Here is a 19,078-nt window from a genome sequence, read left to right as displayed (position 1 = left end):
TTCAGATCCCGATCTCAGATTTTGGCCATGCTGACGCCGACGGCGCCCCAGGTCGTACGCCAGCGCTTCTTGATCACCGTCAATCCGACCACGGCAACGACGGCGAGAACCGCGAAGATCAAGAGGCCGAACTGATAGGAGCCGGTCAGCTGTTTGGAATAGCCGAGGCTCGATGCGAGATAGAATCCGCCGATGCCGCCGGTCATCCCGACAAGACCGGTCATGACCCCGATCTCGTTGCGGAAGCGCTGGGGCACCAGCTGGAAGACGGCGCCGTTGCCCATGCCGAGCGCCAGCATGCCGCCGACAAACAGCGCAAGCGCCATCCAGGCCTGCGGCATGTGAAAACTCGCCATCGCCAGCGCCGCCGCCGCGACGACATACATGATGGTGAGCGCGCGAATCCCGCCGATGCGGTCCGCCAGCGCGCCGCCGACGGGACGCACCAGCGAGCCCGCGAACACGGCCGCCGCGGTGAAATAGCCCGCGACCACGGGGCTGAGCCCGTAGTCGGAATTGAAATAGATGGTCAGCGACGATGCGAGGCCGCTGAAGCCGCCGAAGGTGACCGCATAGAAAAACATGAACCACCAGGCATCGCCGATGCGCAACACCGAAAGGTATTCGATCAGGCCCTTTGCCTTCGGCGGGTTCGGTGCGTCCTTCGCAAATACGATATAGACCAGCAAGGCGATGGCGAGCGGGATCGCCGCCAGTCCCAGCACATTGACCCAGCCATAAGCGATCGCGAGACCCGGCGCGAACAGAGCGGCAAACACCGTTCCGGAATTGCCGGCGCCCGCAATTCCCAGCGCGATCCCCTGATACTGCGGCGGATACCATCGCGACGCCAGCGGCAGCGCGACCGCGAACGACGACCCCGCCACGCCCAGCACCACGCCGAGCGCGAGGACCTGGCCGAAGGAATGGACGCCAAGATGCCAGGCCGAGACCAGGCCGAGAATGACGATGACCTGGCCGATCAGGCCTGTGGTCTTCGGTCCGATCCGATCGACCAGAACGCCGTTCACGACGCGCAGCAGCGCACCCGACAGCAGCGGAATGGCGACCATCAGGCCCTTCTGCCCGGCATCGAAGTGCAGATCGTTGGCAATCAGCACGCCGAGCGGGCCGAGCATGACCCACACCATGAAGCTCATGTCGAAATAGAAGAAGGCGGAGATCAGCGTCGGAGCATGTCCGGCCTTGAAGAAGTCCTTGTCGATCATGCAGAGCTCGCGTTGCCCAATTTGAGTTCCTGTTGCTATGATTGTAGGCGCTGGCAGGCCAGCATCCCTGCACAAAGAGTGGCCCATGTGCGGGCACTATTTGTGCAACCTGATTATGCAGGTCTGGCCATGTAAATTCTCGCACAAGGACCGCGTATTTTGACCGACAAGACCGATCGGGCGCCAGTGGCCGTCACGCGAACCGTCCAGGTGGTGGTTCGATCCGGCTTCAGCAGCGAGCGTGGCGATCGGCCTGATAATGAAGACTATGTCGGCATCGCCGATGGCCGAGGGTCCGGCTTCGGGGTGGTTGCGGTGATCGCCGACGGGGTGGGTGGAACGCGGGGCGGCCGGATCGCCGCCGAGACCGCGGTGCGGGGATTCATCGAGGGTTACCTCGGCCAAGCCCAGCATGTTCTGCCCAAAGAATCATCAATCCGCAGCCTGGAATCGGTCAATCGATGGATCCATTCCATCGGCCGCCGCGACCCGGCACTGCAGGGGATGGCATCGACCCTGACCGCCCTGATCTGCAGGGGCCGGCAGATTCACGTGGTCCATGTCGGCGACAGCCGGCTCTACCGGTTGCGCGGCGACCAGTTGCAGCAACTGACGATCGACCATGTCGCGGGGCCGGGAGAGCTTCATGTGCTCAAGCGCGCCGTCGGCGCCGATGACGAACTGCGCATCGACTACATCAATCTGCCGAGCGAACAGCACGATCGCTATCTGCTCTGCACCGACGGCGTGCATGGCGGCGTCAGCGACGCGGCGTTGCGCGAGATCCTCAACCGCAGGGCCTCGCCGGAGGACACCGCCACGGAAATCGTCGGCCGCTCGATTGCGGCGCGCGTCGGTGACAACGCATCCGCGCTGGTCATCGACGTCATCGAGCTCGCGCCATCAGAATATTCCGACATCGAGCGGGCCATTGTCGGCAAAGCCATTCATTCGCTTCCCAAACCCGGCGCGACAGTCGATGATTTTCGCATCGACGGCGTGCTGAGCGACAGCCGCTATGTCCGGGTGTTCCGCGCCACCGACACGGTCGACGGACGACAGGTGGTGATGAAGTTTCCGAAGCCGCTGGAGGGCGCGGACCGGCCGATGCGCGACGCATTTCTGCGCGAAATGTGGATCGCGTCGCGGGTTCGCAGCCCCTATGTCGGCGAAGTCCTGCAACTGAAGGCCGACCGGCAGACGCGACTATACCTCGTGATGCCGTTCTACGAGGGCGAGAGGCTCGACCAGCGCCTCAAGCGCAAGCCGATGCTGTCGCTGTCGGCCGGCCTCGCCATCGCGCTGAAGCTCGCGAGAGGCGTCGTGGCCCTGCACCGGGCCGACGTCATCCACCGCGACATCAAGCCGGAGAACGTCATCCTGCTTGAGCCGACTCCCGGACAGGGCGCCGGTGTCAAGATCATCGATTTCGGCGTCGCCCGCCAGAAGGCGACACAGGACACCGGAACGGTGTCGGAACCGGGAACGCCAAGCTTCATGGCGCCCGAACTGTTCGAGGGCCAGCAAGCCAATGAGGCGACCGACCAGTTCGCGCTGGGCGTCACGATCTATCGGCTGTTCACCGGCCGCTTTCCCTATGGCGAGATCGAACCCTTCACGCATCCGAAATTCCGCGCCGCCGCGCCGCTGTCCAGCGCGCGCCCGGACCTGCCGGCCTGGCTCGGCAAGACCATCGATCGCGCCATCTCGCTCGATCCCCGGGAACGATATGAAGATGTTCTGGAGTTCATCTTCGAACTGGAGAACGGCGCCGACCGCGCCTCGCCGATCAATGTCGCGCGCAAGCCGCTGTACCAGCGCAACCCGCTGCTGTTCTGGAAAGTCACCTCGGCATTGCTCGCGATCGCGCTGGCGGTCTCGTTGGCCGCGACCGCGGTCCGGAAAAATCCGCCCAGGACAGCACCGGAGCTGCGTTCGTCCAGTTCATCGAATCGATAGTCTCAGGCGGGAAACATCTTCTGTCTCGCGTGATGGCGCGGCGGCTCAACCGTCATCCAGCTTGTTGAGGTCGCGCACCGACTGCATGATCGGCTCGAAATTGGCGCGGGCGTCCAGCGCATCGAACAGTTGCGCGGTATCCGACAACAGCGCATGGGAACGCTGCAAGGCGATCCGCACGTCGTCCTGCGGCGCATCGGACAGCCGGCCATGGCCGGACAGCAAGATCTTCGCATTCAATCCCTTCAGGCGCTCCAGCGACTGGATGTAATCGCTGATGCAGCCGGATCCGAAAATACCTCCCATCACGCCACCCGGCATCAGCGTATCGGAAGCGAACAGCAGTCCCTTGTCCGGATCGAACAGGCTGATGCAGGCCGAGGTATGCCCCGGCGTGTACATCACCGTGAGCCGGAAATTGCCGAGATCGATCAGGTTGCCTTCCTCCAGCCAGAGATCGATGTCGATCGGTACGTTCGGCTCATTGAACATCTTGCGCAGCATCGAGAAATCGTCGCGCAGCATGATCTTGTTTGCGGCGAGGCGATGCGCCGCGATGATGGTTCGCCCATGGAAATGAAACGCAGCGCCGATATGATCGAGGTGCTCGTGGCTCAGCACCAGCATGTCGATGTCGTCGAGCCCGCATCCGACAAACGCGAGCGAAGCCTCCAGGTGCGCGAGATTCGAGGACAGCCCGACATCGATCAGGATGGTGCGCCGGCTGCCGCGCACCAGATAGGCATTGGCCGCGCGGTTCTTGAAGCGGATCTGATAAACATCCTCGGCGGCCTGGATCAGCGAACAGACGTCGTCGCTGCGCAGCACCGGAAAGCTGGTCCGCTCGCGGTCGCTCATGGCGCCACCTTGAAGTTGGCTGCGTTCGAGGCGCGCAGCCGCTTGCTCAGCGCATCCATCACCATCAAGGCGAACGCCGGTTGCTGGCTGACCAGATAAACGAACCGTGCGTGATTGATCCGCATCACCCGCGTGCCGGGTGCGGCGGCAATCGCGGTGGCCGAACGCGCCGAGCCGTCGATCACGGCCATTTCGCCGAAAAACTCACCCTTGCCGAGGCTGATGACCAGCGCTCTCGCGGCACCCGAGCCCCTCACGATATCGACCTTGCCATCCAGCACGACATAGAGGTCGCGTCCGGTCGAGCCCTCCTCGAAGATCACCTCCGAGACGCCGTAATCGTCGATGCATCGTTCGATCGTCATGGGACCTCACCGGGTTCCGGGCCGACGTCGTCGCTCCATGTTAGTCCTAAAATCCGATCAGGCAATCGATGTCTCCTCCGTTCGGTGGGCTGTCGCTGCGGCGGCTTGCCGCCTTTACGCAGCGCGCGCCTCGCCTGTCGTTTCCACACCAAATCCCACGACCTCGGCTCGGCATATCGACCGCGGGATTGAACGCGCGCCGTCCGATCTGCGACCGAACAAACGCAACGATGACGCATGTGATGAACTCGGTTTCACATCGTTTCGACCCATCCGCCGATCGGCGGAGGAACATCCTGACCACGCGCCAATTCAACACCAAGGTTTTGCTATGACCCTTACGACAAATTCCCAATCATCTGCGCCCGCCTCGTCGAGCACGGCTGGCCGACTTCTCGGCCTCGCCTATGGCGCCGTCGCGTATGTGATCTTCCTCGTCACGTTTCTTTGTGCAATCGGCTTTGTCAGCGGTTTCGCCGTGCCGAAGACCGTCGATACGGTCAGGGATACGGCACCACCGCCGATGCATGCCCTCGTCGTCAATTTGGTGCTGCTCGCCATCTTCGCGATCCAGCACAGCGGCATGGCGCGGCGTGGCTTCAAGCATGTTCTGACCAAGGTGGTGTCGCCGGTGATCGAGCGCAGCACTTATGTGCTCTTCTCCAGCCTGGCGCTGATCCTGCTGTTCAGCTTCTGGCAACCGCTGCCGGAGACGGTTTGGCGGATCGACAACGCCAAGGCCGCCGCGGCTGTCTATTCAGTTGCCGCATTTGGCTGGCTGATCGTGCTCTACAGCACCTTCCTGATCAGTCACTTCGAGCTGTTCGGGCTGAAACAAGTGACGCTGCATGCGCTCGGCCGCGTCATCCCCGACATCGATTTCAAGACACCCGGCCTCTATCGCGTGGTCCGGCATCCGATCTATCTCGGCTTCCTGATCGCGTTCTGGGCCGCGCCGGTAATGACCTTCGGGCACCTGCTGTTCGCCGCCGCCACCACGGCTTACATCTTCATCGGCATCGCACTGGAGGAACGCGATCTCGTCGCGATCTTTGGCGACCAGTATCGGCAGTATCGCGCCCGCGTCGCGATGCTGCTGCCGAAAATATTCTGAGCCGCCGACCGAATACTAGCGCCCGCCGAACCGCGGCGTGCGCTTTTCGCTGAAGGCGGCAATACCTTCCTTGATCTCGGCGCCGCGCATGCTGTCGCGGTGGCGGCGATCAGCGGCCTCCTCATCGAGTTCGCCGCGGGCGAATTCATTGATGGCGCGCTTCATCCCGGCCATCGCCACCGGCGCGTTGCCGGCCAGCACGTTCGCCAGCGCATTGACTTCGTGGTCGAGCCGCTCGAGCGGCGTCACGGCGGTGAGATAACCGATCCGCAGCATTTCCGCGGCGTCGATCTTTTGCGCGGTCAGAAACAGTTTCTTGGCGGCGTTGGCGCCGAGCCGCGCGACATAACGTTTGATGCCGCCGTTGTAATAATGCAGCCCGAGCCGCGCCGCCGGCATGAACATCTCGCAGGTGTCGATCCCGATACGAAAATCGCAGGCCAGCGCCAGATCGGTCGACCCGCCATAAACGCCACCGTTCAAGCGACAGATGGTCGGGATCGGCAGATCCTCCAGCCGATTGACCACGACCTCGAACGCGGAGCCTGCGGATTGCTGCGGCTCGGCACTGGTCGCGCGCTCGGCCACCGACCCCAGGTCATAACCGGCGCTGAAGGCACGCCCTGTGCCGGTCAGCACCAGGACCCGGATCGATGGATCGGCCTCGATCTGCGCGAACAAAGCGAGCAGCGCGCCGAGGTCATCCGCCTGCAGCCGGTTCAGGTATTTCGGCCGGTTGAGCCGGATGGTGGCGCGCGCGCCGTCGATCTCGAGGAGTGGCGCGCTTTCCGGCGCGGTTGGTTCCGGCATGCTTGAACTCTCTGTTGTTTTGATGATTTCAACATTGATTTCAGACGCATGCAATGCGCGCAGACGCTGCCCCTGCTCCGAATAATATCATGGAAGGGTTCGTGCCAGCCCCGATTCAATCGTCTATGCAGTGCAAGCTGCGGGCTGTGCCCGTGCATCAACAAGAGGATCGGTATGTTCAGTCGCTTTTTCGGCAGGAAGAAAGCGCCGCAACAGGGGTCCGGCAGCGGCGAACCACCCGGCAAATTTCCTTGGTCGGGCATCCCGATGAAGTGGCCTGCAATTTTGCGTTCAGCCATCTGGTACACAACCTGCGCGCCCGCATGACGATCGATGGCCGCATCCACGCGGAAACCTATCTCGCCGCCGGCGGCGTGATTGCAGGGTTTGCGGCTCAACGCGCGCTGTTCGCGACGAATAATAGCGAGGCGTTGCGGCAGATGCATATCGTCACCACCCAAGCCGGCGACAAATATTTTTACGGCGATCCCCTCAACACCATGCTGCTCGGCGGACCGGACGTCCCAGCCAATGAAAGGTTATGGCCGCTCGCGGCGGGAGGCGCGGTTGCGGCGGGGCTTGCGCAAGATCGTTTGCCGCGTGTCGAGGATATGTTTGCCCACGTCGCAAAATCCATCGGCACAGAGAACGAAGGTTTGCCGTCGGTATCGCCGAAGAATGTCCCGCATCTGTCGCCGAAGGAGCTGTTGCGACAGCTGTGGCCCGTCGCAATGACGTGCTTCACGGGACGCTTTCCCGCGGAAGCCCGTGAGTACGGCATCGCCAGCACGCACTTCTGGCCGGCGATCACAGGACACCTTGCCAATGCGCAGATCCAGGAGGTCAGGCCCGTTCTCGATCCGCAGACCAGCCTCGTGATTCTCATGGAAACGGCGATCTACGCGTCCAAGCTCGATCTGGCTGCCCTCGACACCCCGCCATCCGCTTGACGAGGCGGTGGAAACCACAGTTGACAACCCTGTGGATTGGCTGTGGAAGATGCCGCTGTCGCCCTGTGCGCTGGCCTGGGCAAAACCGGTGGAAACACCACGGGGCCACACCGGAACAAGCTGTGGATAAGCTGTTGACAGCCTGTGCATAAAGATACCGCAACCCATTCGGACTTCTGATGAATTCCACCTCGGCCCATTCCACCTCGCCCCCGCCGGCCACTCGCGTTTCGTTCGCCATGGCGGACGAGCGCAGTGCCAACCGCGTTGTGGACGTGCTGGCGGAGAGCTTCGACAATAACGAAGTCGCCATCGCCGCCTTCGAGCGGCCGGACGGCCGCTGGGACGTAACCCTGTATTTCGGCGAGCGGCCGGACGAGGGCGCGGTGCGCAACCTGGTGGCGCTCAGTTCCGATGACGCGACCGCCCAGGCGGTCACGTTCGAGACCGTCGAGGCCAAGGACTGGGTCAAGGCGAGCCTGGAAGGCCTGGCGCCGGTCGAGGCCGGACGTTTTGTGGTGCATGGCCATCACGACCGCGACCGCGTCGGCCCGAACCGGATCGGCATCGAGATCGAGGCGGCATTGGCGTTCGGCACCGGCCATCACGGCACCACCCGCGGCTGCCTGATGCTGCTCGACCAGGTGCTGCGGGCAAAATGGCCGCGCCGGGTGCTCGATCTCGGCACCGGCACCGGCGTGCTGGCGATTGCCGCCGCCAAGGCGCTACGCCAGCCGATCCTTGCCAGCGACATCGACTGGCGCTCGGCGGTCACCGCCGGAGAGAATGCGCGGCTCAACGGCGCCGGCAATTTCGTCGAGGCGGTTCACGCGCCCGGATTTTCGTCGCCAAAGTTCCGCGCGCGGGCGCCGTTCGATCTGGTGCTGGCGAACATCCTGGCCAACCCGCTGCGGCGGCTGGCGACCCCGATGGCGCAGCATCTGGCGCCCTCGGCCCATGTCATCCTGTCGGGATTGCTGCCGCACCAAGCCAATGGGGTGATCGCGGCCTATCGCGCGAGCGGACTTGTGCTGGTGAAACGGCTGCAGCTCGAGGGCTGGACCAGCCTGCTGATGCGCAGGCCGTAGTTTATTTGGTTAACCTCAGCCGGTCTTGCTGCCGGATCGTGCGTCAGACGAATTGTCACGACCGCTACGGCGCAGTCGCCCCTCGGTGAGTCGATCCAGGATCTGCAGAAGAATGCCGCGGGGTTGGGGGCTGCGAGGTTGGGAACTGCGATGCTGCGCCACGCCGACGGCCCGCACAGGCTCGGGATTGACCGGCGGCGACAGTTTTTCAAACGAAAAAGCAGGCACGGTGTAACCCCTCATCGTTGAGTAGCAACACCCCGAACGTTCCTCACGTGCGGCACTCGATTTATAAGGCTTCAAGTGGCCGCAGGTGAATTGTGCCACGCACAATCGCATGACTGCAAGATGTCATCTGCGACTCCATCCAAAAGTTTTACAAACATCTCCACACCTGCCTTGCCGATTGCGGCAGATGGCTCCTCCCCCTAAATTCGAACCATGTTCGAAGCTCATTTCCAGACATTTGAAGACCCCGAAGGCGGGGTCGCGCTATCAGCGCGGCTCGCGGCCTTCCGCGAGGAGCTGATCCGGCGGAATCTGACCGGATTCGTGATCCCACGCGCCGATCAGCAGCAGAACGAATATGTCGCCCCCTCCGAGGAGCGGCTGGCGTGGCTGACCGGCTTCACCGGTTCGGCCGGCCTCGCCGTGGTGCTCAGGACCAAGGCGGCGGTTTTTGTCGACGGGCGCTACACCCTGCAGGCGGCGAAACAGATGGATACGGCGGCCTGGGCGGTCGAATCCCTGGTGGAACCGCCACCGGAGAAATGGCTCGAAATCAACCTCGCCGCGGGCGACCGCCTCGGCTTCGATCCCTGGCTGCACACGTCCGCTGCCGCGGAGCGGCTGGCCGCGGCCTGCGCCAAGGCCGGTGCCGAGCTTGTGGCTGTCGACAGCAACCCGCTGGACGCGGTGTGGACCGAGCGTCCGCAGCCGCCGCTCGGGCCGGTCGTACTGCACCCCCTCACCCACGCGGGCGAAGCGGAGGCCGACAAGATCGCGCGGGTGCGCACCGAGATGACGCGCGCGCGCCTCGATGCGCTGGTGCTGTCGGACTCCCATGCGGTGGCCTGGACCTTCAACATCCGCGGCGCCGACGTGGCGCATACGCCGCTGCCGCTGTCCTACGCGCTGCTACCCAAGGACGGCCGGCCCACCATTTTCATCGACAGCCGCAAGCTCTCCAACAGCGTGCGCAGTCATCTCGAGCAGACCGCTGACGTGGTGGAGCCTGCTGCACTGACCACGCGGCTGACCGAGCTCGCGCAACGCGGTGCCGCGATCGGCCTCGACGGCTCAACCGCCGCCGACGCGCTGACCCGCCTGATCACCGGCGCCGGCGGCAAGCCGGTGCGCGGCGCCGATCCAATTGCGCTGCTCAAGGCCACGAAAAATCCGGCCGAAATCGCCGGCACCCGCAACGCCCATCAGCGCGATGCCGTAGCGCTGGCGCGGTTTCTCGCCTTCATCGACCGAGAGGCGCCGGCCGGTGCCCTGACCGAGATCGACGCCGTGGAGGCGCTGGAAACATTCCGCCGCGACACCGGCGCGCTGAAAGACGTCTCATTCCCGACCATCTCCGGCACCGGGCCGAACGGCGCCATCGTGCACTACCGCGTCACCCGCAAGAGCAACCGGCGGATCGCGCCGGGCGACTTGCTTCTGATCGATTCCGGCGCGCAGTACGAAGACGGCACCACCGATGTCACCCGCACCATTGCGATCGGCGAACCGACTGCGGAGATGCGCGACCGCTTCACAAGGGTGCTGCGCGGCCATATGGCCATCGCACGCGCCGTCTTCCCAGACGGCACCAGCGGCGCCCAGATCGACGGCTTCGCGCGCCAGTTCCTGTGGCAGGCCGGGCTCGATTTCGAGCACGGCACCGGCCACGGCGTCGGCAGCTATCTGTCGGTGCACGAGGGACCGGCGCGGATTTCCAAGCTCGGCACCACGCCGCTGAAACGCGGCATGATCCTGTCCAACGAGCCTGGCTATTACAAAACTGACGCCTTCGGCATCCGCATCGAGAACCTGGAGCTGGTGGTGCCTGTCGAGGTGCCCGGCGCCGAAAAGCCGATGAACGGCTTCGAAACCCTGACCTTCGCACCGATCGACCGCCGGCTGATCGAGACTGCGATGCTCAGCAAAGACGAGATCCAGTGGATTGATGCATACCACATGCGCGTCAGGGCTACGTTGCGCGGCAAGCTTGATGATGCGACTCGTTTATGGCTGGAGGCGGCGACGGCGCCCCTGACAGCCTGAGCGGAGCAAGCTGATCGCGCGTGGTTGATGTGACCGGGAATTCCGGCCTGCGACAGAAGTCCACGGCGCCCGCCACCGGCCGGGCCACCCGGATGACGCTCGTGTTGCTGGTGGCAATGAACGGCCTCGCCCCGATTTCGCTCTATATGCTGGTGCCGATGCTGCCGCAGCTCGCGGTGCTGTTCGCCAGCGACATCTCCTTCGCGCAGATGACGGTCTCGGTCTACATGATCGGGCTCGCGCTCTCGCAGCTGGTGATGGGGCCGCTGTCCGATCGCTTCGGCCGCCGCCCCGTGCTGATCGCCTGCTTTGCGCTGGTGGTCGTCGCCAACATCGGCTGCATCTTCGCACAGACGCTGCCGCAACTGATCGCGGGCCGGTTCCTGCAGGCGCTCGGCGGCGCCGCCGGCATGGTGATCAGCCGCGCCATCATCCGCGACATCTATGACCGCAGCCGCGTCGGCGGCATGATCAGCCTGGTCATCGCGGTGATGATGATCGCCCAGATGCTGAGCCCGCTGTTCGGCGGCGTGCTGGACGCCTGGTTCGGCTGGCGCTCGATCTTCTATGTGCTGGCGGCCGGCACCACGCTGATCGTGGTGGCCATCATGCTGGCGCTGCCGGAGACGCGACGCTTCGAAGCGCCATCGAAGGACTCCGGCTTCCTCAAGGACGTCAAGGCGCTGAGCGCAAGCCGCCCCTTCATGGGCTATGTGCTGTGCCAGATGCTGGCGTCATCCATCATCTTCGTGTTCGCCGGCGGCGGCCCGTATCTGGTCATCAACCACATGGGACGCTCCGCCACCGAATACGGCCTGTGGTTCGCCACCGCCGGCTTCGCCTACATGGTCGGCAATCTGGTGTCGGTGCGACTGTCGCCGCGCCACGGGCTCGATCGCATGATCTGGTTTGGCCTGGCCATCCAGATCGCCGGCGCGCTGCTCAACACACTGTGGGGCGTGATCGGCTGGAACCAAGTGCCATCGTGGCTCTACGGCACCCACATGATCATCATGTTCGGCAACGCCTTCGCGATGGCCAATGCCTCGGCAGGTGCGATCAGCGTGCGGCCGCAGGCTTCCGGCACTGCATCGGGCGCAATGGGTTTCCTGCAAATGGGCTTCGGCGCCATCTGCTCGCAAGTCGGCGCTTACCTCGGCGGCCACTTCGTCACGCCGCTGCCACTCAACATCGCCATCCTGACGCTATCGTCGGCCTGCGCCGCGGCGATCATCTTCCTGGTGCCCCGCCGCAACACCTTCGTCAGCGCCGAGACCATGATCGAGGCCGAGGAGCAGGAAGCCGGCGTGATCTAGCGGAAACTCGTGCACCCGCGGGGACGACCATGCAACATCTCACCATCCAGGCCAACGGCGCCACCTTCCATGTCGCGCGCACAGGACACGGCCGCCCCTTGCTGCTGCTGCACGGCTGGCCGGAATTCTGGCTGACCTGGGAGCCGGTGATGGCGCGGCTGGAGCGCCGCTACGACCTGATCGCACCGGATCTGCGTGGCTTTGGCGACAGCGACAAGCCGGAGGGACCTTATGGTGCTGACAAGCACGCCGAGGACCTGCTGGCGCTGTTGGATGCGCTCGATCTCAAAGAGGTTGGCGTGATCGGCCACGATGTCGGCGGCGCGATCATGCAGCCCTTAGCGCGGCGCGCGCCGGAGCGAGTGGCCGGGCTGTTCTTTTTCGACTTCGTCTATCCCGGCATCGGCGGCCGCATGGGAACGCCGGAACGGCTGAACGAGATCTGGTATCAATCATTTCACCAGATGGCGATGGCGCCGGCGCTGGTCGGCGCTACGCGCGACAGCTGCCGGACCTACTTCGCGCATTTCCTGCGGCACTGGGCCCACCGCAAGGATGCGTTCGACGACGTGCTGGAGATCTTCACCGACAACTTCCTGAAACCCGGCAACCTCGCTGGCGGCTTTGCGTATTACCGTGCGGCGCATGCCGGCCGCATGGCGATGATCAAAGGCGAAGCGCCGCCGCTGCCGCCGATTGCAACACCCACTTGCGTGCGCTGGGCGGAGCACGACCCGCTGTTTCCCTATGCCTGGACCGACCGTCTCGGCGAAACCTTCAGCAATCTCGACCTCGCGCGGTTCGCTGATGTCGGCCACTTCCCGCACCGCGAGGCGCCGGACCAGGCCGCCGCCGAGATCGATCATTTCTTCATGCGGATTGGTTGGCGCTGACCTACCAGCCGACCGGAGACATGGAGGAGACCGAAGCGCGGGTCTCCTCCACATTCACCTACGGCTTGAACACAAAGTCGGGCTTGATCGCCGCACTGTCCGGGATCGGCGCCAGATCCGAGAACAGCTGCGGGTGATCCTTCATCACCTGCAGGATCGGCTTGGGCTGCAGATGCTTGTTGACGTCGAAGGTCGACTTGATGATGCCGAGGCTCGACAGCTTGTCTTCCGCCGCCCACAGCGCGCGGTAGTTGTTGGCGGAGAGCCGGCGGTCCACCTGCTGGATGTTGAACTGCATGGCCGCCTCGGCCACGTCCTGCTTGAGGCCCGGGATCCAGCGGGTCGCCACCTGCGCCGCCTGTTTCGGGTTCTTCCGCATCCACTGGTCGGCCTCCGACATGGCGGTGAGGAACTTCACCGTGGTCTCCATGTTCTGGTCGACCCAGGAGCGCAGCGCCACATTGAAGCCGAGATAGGCGATGAACTCGCCGCCACGCACCACCTCGAAGGCGCCGGGAACATCCTTGAGCGCCACGATCGGCCAGGGATCCCAACCCACGAAAGCGTCGATGCCCTTGGCCAGCAGCGCCACCGTCATGTCCGGTGGCGGCGTGTTGACCAGGGTCACGTCATCAGGCTTCAGGCCGGTCTTGTCCAGCAGCGCCAGAATGTAGAGATGATTGATGGTGCCGAACGACGCCGCAATCTTCTTGCCCTTCAGGCTTTTGAGATTGCCTTTTTCAATGCCCGATCCCTCGCGGGCAATGATCGCCACGGTGCCGTCGGAGCCCGCCTTGGTTGCGCTGCCGCTGTAGTTGCCGAGCGCGACCAGATCCATGCCGCGCAGCACTGCGCCGATCATCGGCACGCCGACCTGCACGATCTGGCTTTCGCCGGCCTGCAGCGCGTTCAGGGCATCGACGCCCGTGGCATAGGGGCGCGCGATGGTGACATCGAGGCCCTGTTTTTCGAAAAAGCCTCGTTCGACCGCGATCGGCAGACCGATCTGGTCGATGCTCGCAACCATGCCCGCGGTCAACTTCACCATGGTCTGGGCGCTGGCCGAAGCCACCCCCAGCATCAACGTCAATCCCAGTATCAATAATCGTTTCATTCTAGCTTCCCTCCTCCAAAAGCGGCCCAACTTTCGTCACCCAATAGGGGCGGGCGACGGCGTTAAGGTCCGTTCGTTTCACACCACGCAATTCAACCGAATGATCGTCCGTCCCGGAGACACGCCCGTATTGCTGAAACGCAAGAACATGAAAACGCTCCGGCTCGAACGGCAGGGTCACCAGCACATTCACCTTCTCCGAGCTCCCAACGAGCTTGGGCGAGATCTTGCCGGGCGCGGCCAGCGTCAGCCACGCCTGATAGGCCACGAACAGCGCGAGACAGACGGTGACGGCGCGCCCCTTGCTTGAGCGCAAAATCTCCCCGAGCAAACTCATGCGGCGCGCACCATCTGCAGCACCTGGGCGGAAAGCCGCTTGAACTCCGCGTCCTCCATCAGTTCGCCCCACACCCTCGGGCGCGGCAGGGTCACCGGGATATCGTCCAGCACCCGCCCTTTCGACAGCACCACCACGCGGGTGCCCAGGAACACTGCCTCGGGCACGTCATGGGTGATGAAGATCACCGTCGGTTTGCGCTCCTGCCAGATCCGCGTCAGCTCTTCCTGCAAGGTCATGCGGGTCTGCGCATCGACACTGGCAAAAGGCTCGTCCATCAACAGCACGTCGGGATTGTTCGCCAGCGCCCGCACCACGCCGACGCGCTGCTGCATGCCGCCGGACAGTTCGTTGGGATAACGATTCGCCGCATGCGACAAGCCCGCCAGCGCCAGGTATTCGCGCGCGATCCTGTCGCGCTCCGGCTTCTTGATGCCCCGCATCTTCGGGCCGAACCCGACATTGTCGATCACGGTCTTCCACGGAAACAGCGCGAAGGACTGGAACACGACGCCGCGCTCGGCGCCCGGCCCCTTGATCGGCTTGCCGTCCAGCAGCATCTCGCCGCCCGAATTGGGAATGAAACCCGCGATCATGTTCAGGATCGTGGTCTTGCCGCAGCCGGATGGCCCCACCACGGAGACGAACTCGCCGGGCTCGACGTCCAGCGTCACATCATGCACCGCGGTGACGTGCGTGCCGGCATACGGATCGAAATAGGTCTTTTCGAGATTGCGCAGAGACAGAGTTTTCATCGCGTCACCAATCCCCATCGTTGTCCGGTCGCGCGCTCGATTGGCGCGAGGATCCACGCATCCACCAGATACCAGAGCACCCCGAGCACGATCATGCCGAGGAAGATTTCCACCACCGAGCCGGCGCGGCGCGCATCGAACATCAGGAAGCCGATGCCGCTGGTGCCGATGATCATCTCCGCCGCGATCAGTGCGCGCCAGCCATAACCCAGCCCGTTGCGCAGGCCGGTGATGATGTTGGGCAGTGCGCCGGGAATGATCACTTCGGTGAGCACCCGCAACCGCGAAGCGCCGAGACTGCGGGCGGCACGGATCAGATCCCGCGGCACGGATTCGACGCCGAGCACGGTGTTGAGCACCACCGGGAACAGCACTGTGTAGACAATGACGAAAGTCATGGTGCCGAGGCCAAAGCCGAACCAGATCAGCAGGATCGGCAGCCACGCGATGTCGCCGATGGCCTGGAAGAACAGCAAAATCGGCCACAGCGCTTGACGGGCGCGGCGGTTGGTGCCGATCAGCAGGCCCAGCGGAATGCCGAGCGCCATGCCCACAGCGGCGCCCGCCGCGAGGCGAACCACGCTGTCCTGCAGATAGGCCGGCAGAATGCCTTTGTAGACCAGAGTTACGAACGTTCCGGCGACATCGGCGGGGCCCGGGAAGAACACCCTTGGGAAAACGCCGGCCTGGGCGACGACCGCCCACAACAGCAGCAACGGAATGAAGGGGACGATCGCGCCGATCGCCGGCCAGCGCGCGGTCGCCCGGGTGTACAGGCTCCAGCTTTGCAGCAGCAGGTTCATGACCGCCTCACCAGTCCCCAGCGCTCGATCGTCGCGCGCTCCAGCGGCGCCAGCAGCAGGCGATCGATCAGCAGCCACAGCACGCCTATGACGATCATGCCGAACACGATCACCTCGGTGCGATAGAAGTCGCGGGCGACGAACAGCATGTAGCCGAGCCCGACGTTGGTCGCGATCATCTCCGCCGCGATCAGCCCGCGCCACGCGAAACCGAGCCCGGTGCGAATGCCGGTAACGATGTTCGGCAGTGCGCCGGGCAGCAGCACTTCGGTGAACAGCGCCCAGCGGCCGGCGCCAAGGGAATAGGCCGCGTTGCGCAGGGTGTGGGGAATGGTCTGCACCCCGAGCAAGGTGTTGTAGGCCACCACGAAGAACACCGCGTTGACGATCACGAAGATGATCGCACCGAAGCCATAACCGAACCACAGTGTGGCGATCGGGATCCAGGCGATGCCGGCCAGCACCGAGAAAAACCGAAACAGCGGTGTCAGAAACGCCGAGACCGCCGGGCTGATGCCCATCGCGATCCCCAGCGGCACGGCGATGACAACGCCGATCACGGTGCCGAGCCCGACCCGCAGCATGCTGGCGCCGACATGGGCGAACAGCGAGCCGTCGACGATCATGTCCCAACCGGCCTCGGCCACGGCAGCGACGGACGGAAAAATCCGCGGACTGACGTGGAACAGCGGCACGACGAGTGCCCAGATCAGCACGAGCATAAGCAACGGCGCCACAAACAGCGCAGCGCCGGACAGGCGCGACAGCGCGCGCATCAACCCGACCGATTGCTTCAGACTGTCGCGGCTTGCCAGCACGAACCCTCCCTCCGGTTTCCTCTTGGCACTTCGTTTATTCATTCTTCGTTGGTCTTCTTGGCAGGGACTTCGATCTTGCCGTCGAACATCCCGGTCGTCCGCGCGTGGTTTGCACAGACAATACGCAGCTCAGGCGACGGCATAACCTCCGTCGATCACCAGCACCGTTCCGGTGACGAATGACGCCACCGGTGAACACAGATAGAGCACCCCGCCGAGCAGATCGGACGATGTGCCCCACCGCCGCAGCGGCGTCCTGTCCAGGATCGCAGAACTGCGCTGCTCATCCGAGCGCAGCCCCGCCGTCAATGGCGTCGCGATCCATCCGGGCGCAATGGCATTGACGCGGATTTGCTCGGGCGCATACGCAATGGCGAGCGATTTTGTCAGCTGCGCGATGCCGCCTTTGCTGGCGGCATAACCCGGCACCAGGCCACCGCCGAAAAACGACAGCATCGAGGCCAGGTTGACGATCGCGCCGCTGCTACGCGCCAACGCAGGCCGCGCTGCGGCGCACACCCGCATCGTACCGTTCAGATTGATATCGACAACGGACTCGAACACGTCGGGATCATGCTCCTCGCCGCGCCGGATCACGCCCGCGCAATTCACCACGACATCGAGGTCACCGCACGAGGCCACCAGGTCATTGACCTGATCCGGCTCGCGCACATCGACCTGCCGCAGATCCGCTCGCGACAGCAGGCCGTCCGCCTTGGCCTCGCGGATCTCGGCCTCACCGACACCCGCCGCGATGACCTCCGCGCCCGCTTCGATGAAGCCGCGGGTGATGCCGGCACCGATTCCCGATGTCCCGCCGGTGACAAGCACGCGCTTGCCGGCGTACCAGGTCGAGGCCCAGGCGCCGCTCTGCGACGCGCTCGCTGAGACCTGAGTATCCATCATCGCACGAACTGGTCGACGTAGTCGGCGCCGAGCCCGGCCGACACATAGTGCGCACGGCACATGTCGATCTTGGTGAAGACGTCTTCATAACCGACGTGCTTGTCGTCCTTGTCGAGATAGACCATCGATCCCTGGATGTTGAAGAAGGTGATCATCTCGGAGGTGTCCTGCGGCACGATCAGCGTGTGGATCTCGCCGGGCGGCTCGAACACATAGGAGCCCTCGGTCGCGACCCAGTCGTGCTCGCGATAGTGCCATTTGCCCTTGAGCACGAAGCCGTGCACCGGATTGGGATGCAGATGCCGGGACAGCACGCCGGAACGGCGGACGCGCAGCAGATTGCACCACTGCCCCTGGCGGGTGTTCAGCATCAGCGGACGGAACCAGACGTCGGGCGCCTGCGGCACCCAGACCCGTTCATCCTCCGGAATGGCCACGACCGCGATTTCCGGCGAGGCCAGCACATGGGTCGAGCCGTTCATGTCACGATACATCGCGTTTCCCTTTTTTGCGCGCGACCGGCTTCTTGGCCAGCTTGGCAGCGCGGCGGCGGCTGGCTTCGCGCCGGTTGAGTTGTGTTTCGGTGTAGCCCAGCACCCGCTCCATCGCGGCGCGGGCCTTGACCGGATCGCCGTCCTCGATCGCGCGCGCGGCGCGGGCGTGGTTGGGCAGGTTTTCGTCGAACCAGTCCTGCGAGCCCACCGCGACGAAGAACACCGCCCCCAGGATGGTGTCGATCGCGCCGCGAAAGCCCTGCAGCACCGGGTTGTGGGTCGCATCGAGAATGGCGAGATGGAATTTCTTGTCGGCGGCCGTCGCGCTGGCCTGATCGTGCGACGTTTCCATGGCGGCCAGCGCCGCGTTGATGCGCTCCAGATCCTGCCTCGTCGCGCGCTGCGCGGCGAGCGCGGCGGCGGCAGGCTCGATCATCAGCCGCACCTCCTGGATGCTGGACATCATCTCGGGATCGGGTTCGCCGTCGCCGACCAGCCATGTCAGCACTTCGCGATCGAGCAGACTCCAGTCGCGCCGCGGCAGCACATGGGTGCCGTGGCGTGGCCGGACGCTGACCAGGCCTTTCGCCGCCAGGGTTTTCATCGCCTCGCGAATAACGCCACGCCCGACGCCGAAACGCGCTTCGAGTTCAGGCTCCGCCGGCAACGCCTCGCCGATCTCGATCACACCGCGCGTGATCTCCCGTCCCAGCGTCGCCACCACGGACTGAATCCGCCCCGGCTTGGCTTTTCTGTCAGGTTGTTTCGTGCGCGCGAGATTCAAGGGATGCCTTTGCCCGGCTGGATTGGACTCTTTCAAACATCGGATGTTAAACATCCGATGTTTGAAAGAGTCAATCCTGGGCCCAAGCCTCGGGACACCGAACGGCCGGACATAAAAAAAGCCCCGATCTTGCGACCGGGGCTTGAGGTGGTCCGCGTGTGAGGGAACGCGGGGAGGAGAAACGTCTCTCGGTGAGGTGTCGCGGTGCACAACG

19 protein-coding genes are annotated in these 19,078 nt (G+C 64.1%); 7 read left to right on the top strand and 12 right to left on the bottom strand.

Annotated elements, in window-relative coordinates:
* Positions 1-14: 14 nt before the first annotated feature.
* The gene (locus RS897_RS19225; protein WP_315838082.1) at positions 15-1,229 is read right to left on the bottom strand and encodes a nitrate/nitrite transporter; all 1,215 of its coding nucleotides are present in this window, start codon (positions 1,227-1,229) and stop codon (positions 15-17) included.
* Positions 1,230-1,388: 159 nt separating this feature from the next.
* Here RS897_RS19225 and RS897_RS19220 point away from each other — a divergent pair, with 159 nt between their 5' ends.
* A complete protein-coding gene (locus tag RS897_RS19220) occupies positions 1,389-3,188 on the top strand; it encodes a bifunctional protein-serine/threonine kinase/phosphatase (RefSeq protein ID WP_315838081.1) in 1,800 nt (599 codons plus the stop codon).
* A gap of 45 nt (positions 3,189-3,233) precedes the next feature.
* Here the strand turns inward: RS897_RS19220 and RS897_RS19215 are convergent, their stop codons facing one another.
* Together RS897_RS19215 and RS897_RS19210 are read right to left on the bottom strand one after the other, a co-directional pair.
* Entirely contained in the window at positions 3,234-4,046 is an 813-nt protein-coding gene (locus tag RS897_RS19215; protein WP_315838080.1) for an MBL fold metallo-hydrolase, read from the bottom strand.
* Complete coding sequence (locus tag RS897_RS19210) at positions 4,043-4,411, bottom strand: Crp/Fnr family transcriptional regulator (RefSeq protein WP_315838079.1); 369 nt, start codon at positions 4,409-4,411, stop codon at positions 4,043-4,045. The genes RS897_RS19215 and RS897_RS19210 overlap by 4 nt, the downstream gene beginning before the upstream one ends.
* 331 nt (positions 4,412-4,742) lie before the next feature.
* Between RS897_RS19210 and mddA the strand changes: the two genes are divergently transcribed.
* A complete protein-coding gene (gene mddA / locus RS897_RS19205) occupies positions 4,743-5,525 on the top strand; it encodes a methanethiol S-methyltransferase (RefSeq protein WP_315838078.1) in 783 nt (260 codons plus the stop codon).
* 15 nt (positions 5,526-5,540) lie between these two features.
* Here the strand turns inward: mddA and RS897_RS19200 are convergent, their stop codons facing one another.
* Positions 5,541-6,335: an enoyl-CoA hydratase/isomerase family protein gene (locus tag RS897_RS19200; RefSeq protein ID WP_315838077.1), complete on the bottom strand. Its 795-nt coding sequence runs from the start codon at positions 6,333-6,335 to the stop codon at positions 5,541-5,543.
* 89 nt (positions 6,336-6,424) lie between these two features.
* On the opposite strand from RS897_RS19200, the gene RS897_RS19195 reads away from it, so the two are divergent.
* The 5 genes from RS897_RS19195 to RS897_RS19175 all read left to right on the top strand — a co-directional run bounded on the left by RS897_RS19195 (position 6,425) and on the right by RS897_RS19175 (position 12,853).
* Complete coding sequence (locus RS897_RS19195) at positions 6,425-7,285, top strand: hypothetical protein (RefSeq protein ID WP_315838076.1); 861 nt, start codon at positions 6,425-6,427, stop codon at positions 7,283-7,285.
* A gap of 179 nt (positions 7,286-7,464) precedes the next feature.
* A complete protein-coding gene (locus tag RS897_RS19190; RefSeq protein WP_315838075.1) occupies positions 7,465-8,373 on the top strand; it encodes a 50S ribosomal protein L11 methyltransferase in 909 nt (302 codons plus the stop codon).
* A 441-nt stretch (positions 8,374-8,814) separates the two neighbouring features.
* The gene (locus RS897_RS19185; protein ID WP_315838074.1) at positions 8,815-10,644 is read left to right on the top strand and encodes an aminopeptidase P family protein; all 1,830 of its coding nucleotides are present in this window, start codon (positions 8,815-8,817) and stop codon (positions 10,642-10,644) included.
* A 92-nt stretch (positions 10,645-10,736) separates the two neighbouring features.
* Positions 10,737-11,960, top strand: coding sequence for a multidrug effflux MFS transporter (locus RS897_RS19180; RefSeq protein ID WP_315838690.1), 1,224 nt, complete (start codon positions 10,737-10,739; stop codon positions 11,958-11,960).
* Positions 11,961-11,989: 29 nt separating this feature from the next.
* A complete protein-coding gene (locus RS897_RS19175; RefSeq protein WP_315838073.1) occupies positions 11,990-12,853 on the top strand; it encodes an alpha/beta fold hydrolase in 864 nt (287 codons plus the stop codon).
* Positions 12,854-12,911: 58 nt separating this feature from the next.
* Here the strand turns inward: RS897_RS19175 and RS897_RS19170 are convergent, their stop codons facing one another.
* From RS897_RS19170 to RS897_RS19135, 8 genes are all read right to left on the bottom strand, one after another.
* Complete coding sequence (locus tag RS897_RS19170; RefSeq protein WP_315838072.1) at positions 12,912-13,967, bottom strand: ABC transporter substrate-binding protein; 1,056 nt, start codon at positions 13,965-13,967, stop codon at positions 12,912-12,914.
* 1 nt (position 13,968) lies between these two features.
* The gene (locus RS897_RS19165; protein ID WP_315838071.1) at positions 13,969-14,304 is read right to left on the bottom strand and encodes a hypothetical protein; all 336 of its coding nucleotides are present in this window, start codon (positions 14,302-14,304) and stop codon (positions 13,969-13,971) included.
* The gene (locus RS897_RS19160; protein WP_315838070.1) at positions 14,301-15,059 is read right to left on the bottom strand and encodes an ABC transporter ATP-binding protein; all 759 of its coding nucleotides are present in this window, start codon (positions 15,057-15,059) and stop codon (positions 14,301-14,303) included. Before RS897_RS19160 ends, RS897_RS19165 begins: the two co-directional genes overlap by 4 nt.
* The gene (locus RS897_RS19155) at positions 15,056-15,862 is read right to left on the bottom strand and encodes an ABC transporter permease (RefSeq protein WP_315838069.1); all 807 of its coding nucleotides are present in this window, start codon (positions 15,860-15,862) and stop codon (positions 15,056-15,058) included. The genes RS897_RS19160 and RS897_RS19155 overlap by 4 nt, the downstream gene beginning before the upstream one ends.
* On the bottom strand, positions 15,859-16,722 hold the full coding sequence (locus RS897_RS19150) for an ABC transporter permease (RefSeq protein WP_315838068.1): 864 nt from the start codon (positions 16,720-16,722) through the stop codon (positions 15,859-15,861). The genes RS897_RS19155 and RS897_RS19150 overlap by 4 nt, the downstream gene beginning before the upstream one ends.
* A gap of 87 nt (positions 16,723-16,809) precedes the next feature.
* Positions 16,810-17,583, bottom strand: a complete 774-nt coding sequence (locus RS897_RS19145) for an SDR family NAD(P)-dependent oxidoreductase (RefSeq protein ID WP_315838689.1) — start codon at positions 17,581-17,583, stop codon at positions 16,810-16,812.
* Positions 17,583-18,080 (bottom strand): 2,4'-dihydroxyacetophenone dioxygenase family protein, encoded by a 498-nt coding sequence (locus RS897_RS19140; protein WP_315838067.1) that lies wholly within the window; start codon positions 18,078-18,080, stop codon positions 17,583-17,585. The genes RS897_RS19145 and RS897_RS19140 overlap by 1 nt, the downstream gene beginning before the upstream one ends.
* The gene (locus tag RS897_RS19135) at positions 18,070-18,804 is read right to left on the bottom strand and encodes a FadR/GntR family transcriptional regulator (protein ID WP_315838066.1); all 735 of its coding nucleotides are present in this window, start codon (positions 18,802-18,804) and stop codon (positions 18,070-18,072) included. Before RS897_RS19135 ends, RS897_RS19140 begins: the two co-directional genes overlap by 11 nt.
* Positions 18,805-19,078: the final 274 nt, after the last annotated feature.

The sequence above is a fragment of the Bradyrhizobium prioriisuperbiae genome, from assembly GCF_032397745.1.
In the GTDB taxonomy this organism is placed as follows: domain Bacteria; phylum Pseudomonadota; class Alphaproteobacteria; order Rhizobiales; family Xanthobacteraceae; genus Bradyrhizobium_A; species Bradyrhizobium_A prioriisuperbiae.
Note: the sequence above shows the minus strand (reverse complement) of the source record. Positions and strands in the feature narration are given on the sequence as shown.

Excerpts from the sequence above, each read along its gene's own strand:
- RS897_RS19225 (WP_315838082.1), bottom strand. The coding sequence starts at position 1,229 with ATGATCGACAAGGACTTCTTCAAGGCCGGACATGCTCCGACGCTGATC.
- RS897_RS19170 (WP_315838072.1), bottom strand. The coding sequence starts at position 13,967 with ATGAAACGATTATTGATACTGGGATTGACGTTGATGCTGGGGGTGGCT.
- RS897_RS19150 (WP_315838068.1), bottom strand. The coding sequence starts at position 16,722 with ATGAATAAACGAAGTGCCAAGAGGAAACCGGAGGGAGGGTTCGTGCTG.
- RS897_RS19160 (WP_315838070.1), bottom strand. The coding sequence starts at position 15,059 with ATGAAAACTCTGTCTCTGCGCAATCTCGAAAAGACCTATTTCGATCCG.
- RS897_RS19140 (WP_315838067.1), bottom strand. The coding sequence starts at position 18,080 with ATGTATCGTGACATGAACGGCTCGACCCATGTGCTGGCCTCGCCGGAA.
- RS897_RS19200 (WP_315838077.1), bottom strand. The coding sequence starts at position 6,335 with ATGCCGGAACCAACCGCGCCGGAAAGCGCGCCACTCCTCGAGATCGAC.
- RS897_RS19210 (WP_315838079.1), bottom strand. The coding sequence starts at position 4,411 with ATGACGATCGAACGATGCATCGACGATTACGGCGTCTCGGAGGTGATC.
- RS897_RS19215 (WP_315838080.1), bottom strand. The coding sequence starts at position 4,046 with ATGAGCGACCGCGAGCGGACCAGCTTTCCGGTGCTGCGCAGCGACGAC.
- RS897_RS19190 (WP_315838075.1), top strand. The coding sequence starts at position 7,465 with ATGAATTCCACCTCGGCCCATTCCACCTCGCCCCCGCCGGCCACTCGC.
- RS897_RS19165 (WP_315838071.1), bottom strand. The coding sequence starts at position 14,304 with ATGAGTTTGCTCGGGGAGATTTTGCGCTCAAGCAAGGGGCGCGCCGTC.
- RS897_RS19185 (WP_315838074.1), top strand. The coding sequence starts at position 8,815 with ATGTTCGAAGCTCATTTCCAGACATTTGAAGACCCCGAAGGCGGGGTC.
- RS897_RS19175 (WP_315838073.1), top strand. The coding sequence starts at position 11,990 with ATGCAACATCTCACCATCCAGGCCAACGGCGCCACCTTCCATGTCGCG.
- RS897_RS19195 (WP_315838076.1), top strand. The coding sequence starts at position 6,425 with ATGGAAGGGTTCGTGCCAGCCCCGATTCAATCGTCTATGCAGTGCAAG.
- RS897_RS19180 (WP_315838690.1), top strand. The coding sequence starts at position 10,737 with ATGACGCTCGTGTTGCTGGTGGCAATGAACGGCCTCGCCCCGATTTCG.
- mddA (WP_315838078.1), top strand. The coding sequence starts at position 4,743 with ATGACCCTTACGACAAATTCCCAATCATCTGCGCCCGCCTCGTCGAGC.
- RS897_RS19145 (WP_315838689.1), bottom strand. The coding sequence starts at position 17,583 with ATGGATACTCAGGTCTCAGCGAGCGCGTCGCAGAGCGGCGCCTGGGCC.
- RS897_RS19155 (WP_315838069.1), bottom strand. The coding sequence starts at position 15,862 with ATGAACCTGCTGCTGCAAAGCTGGAGCCTGTACACCCGGGCGACCGCG.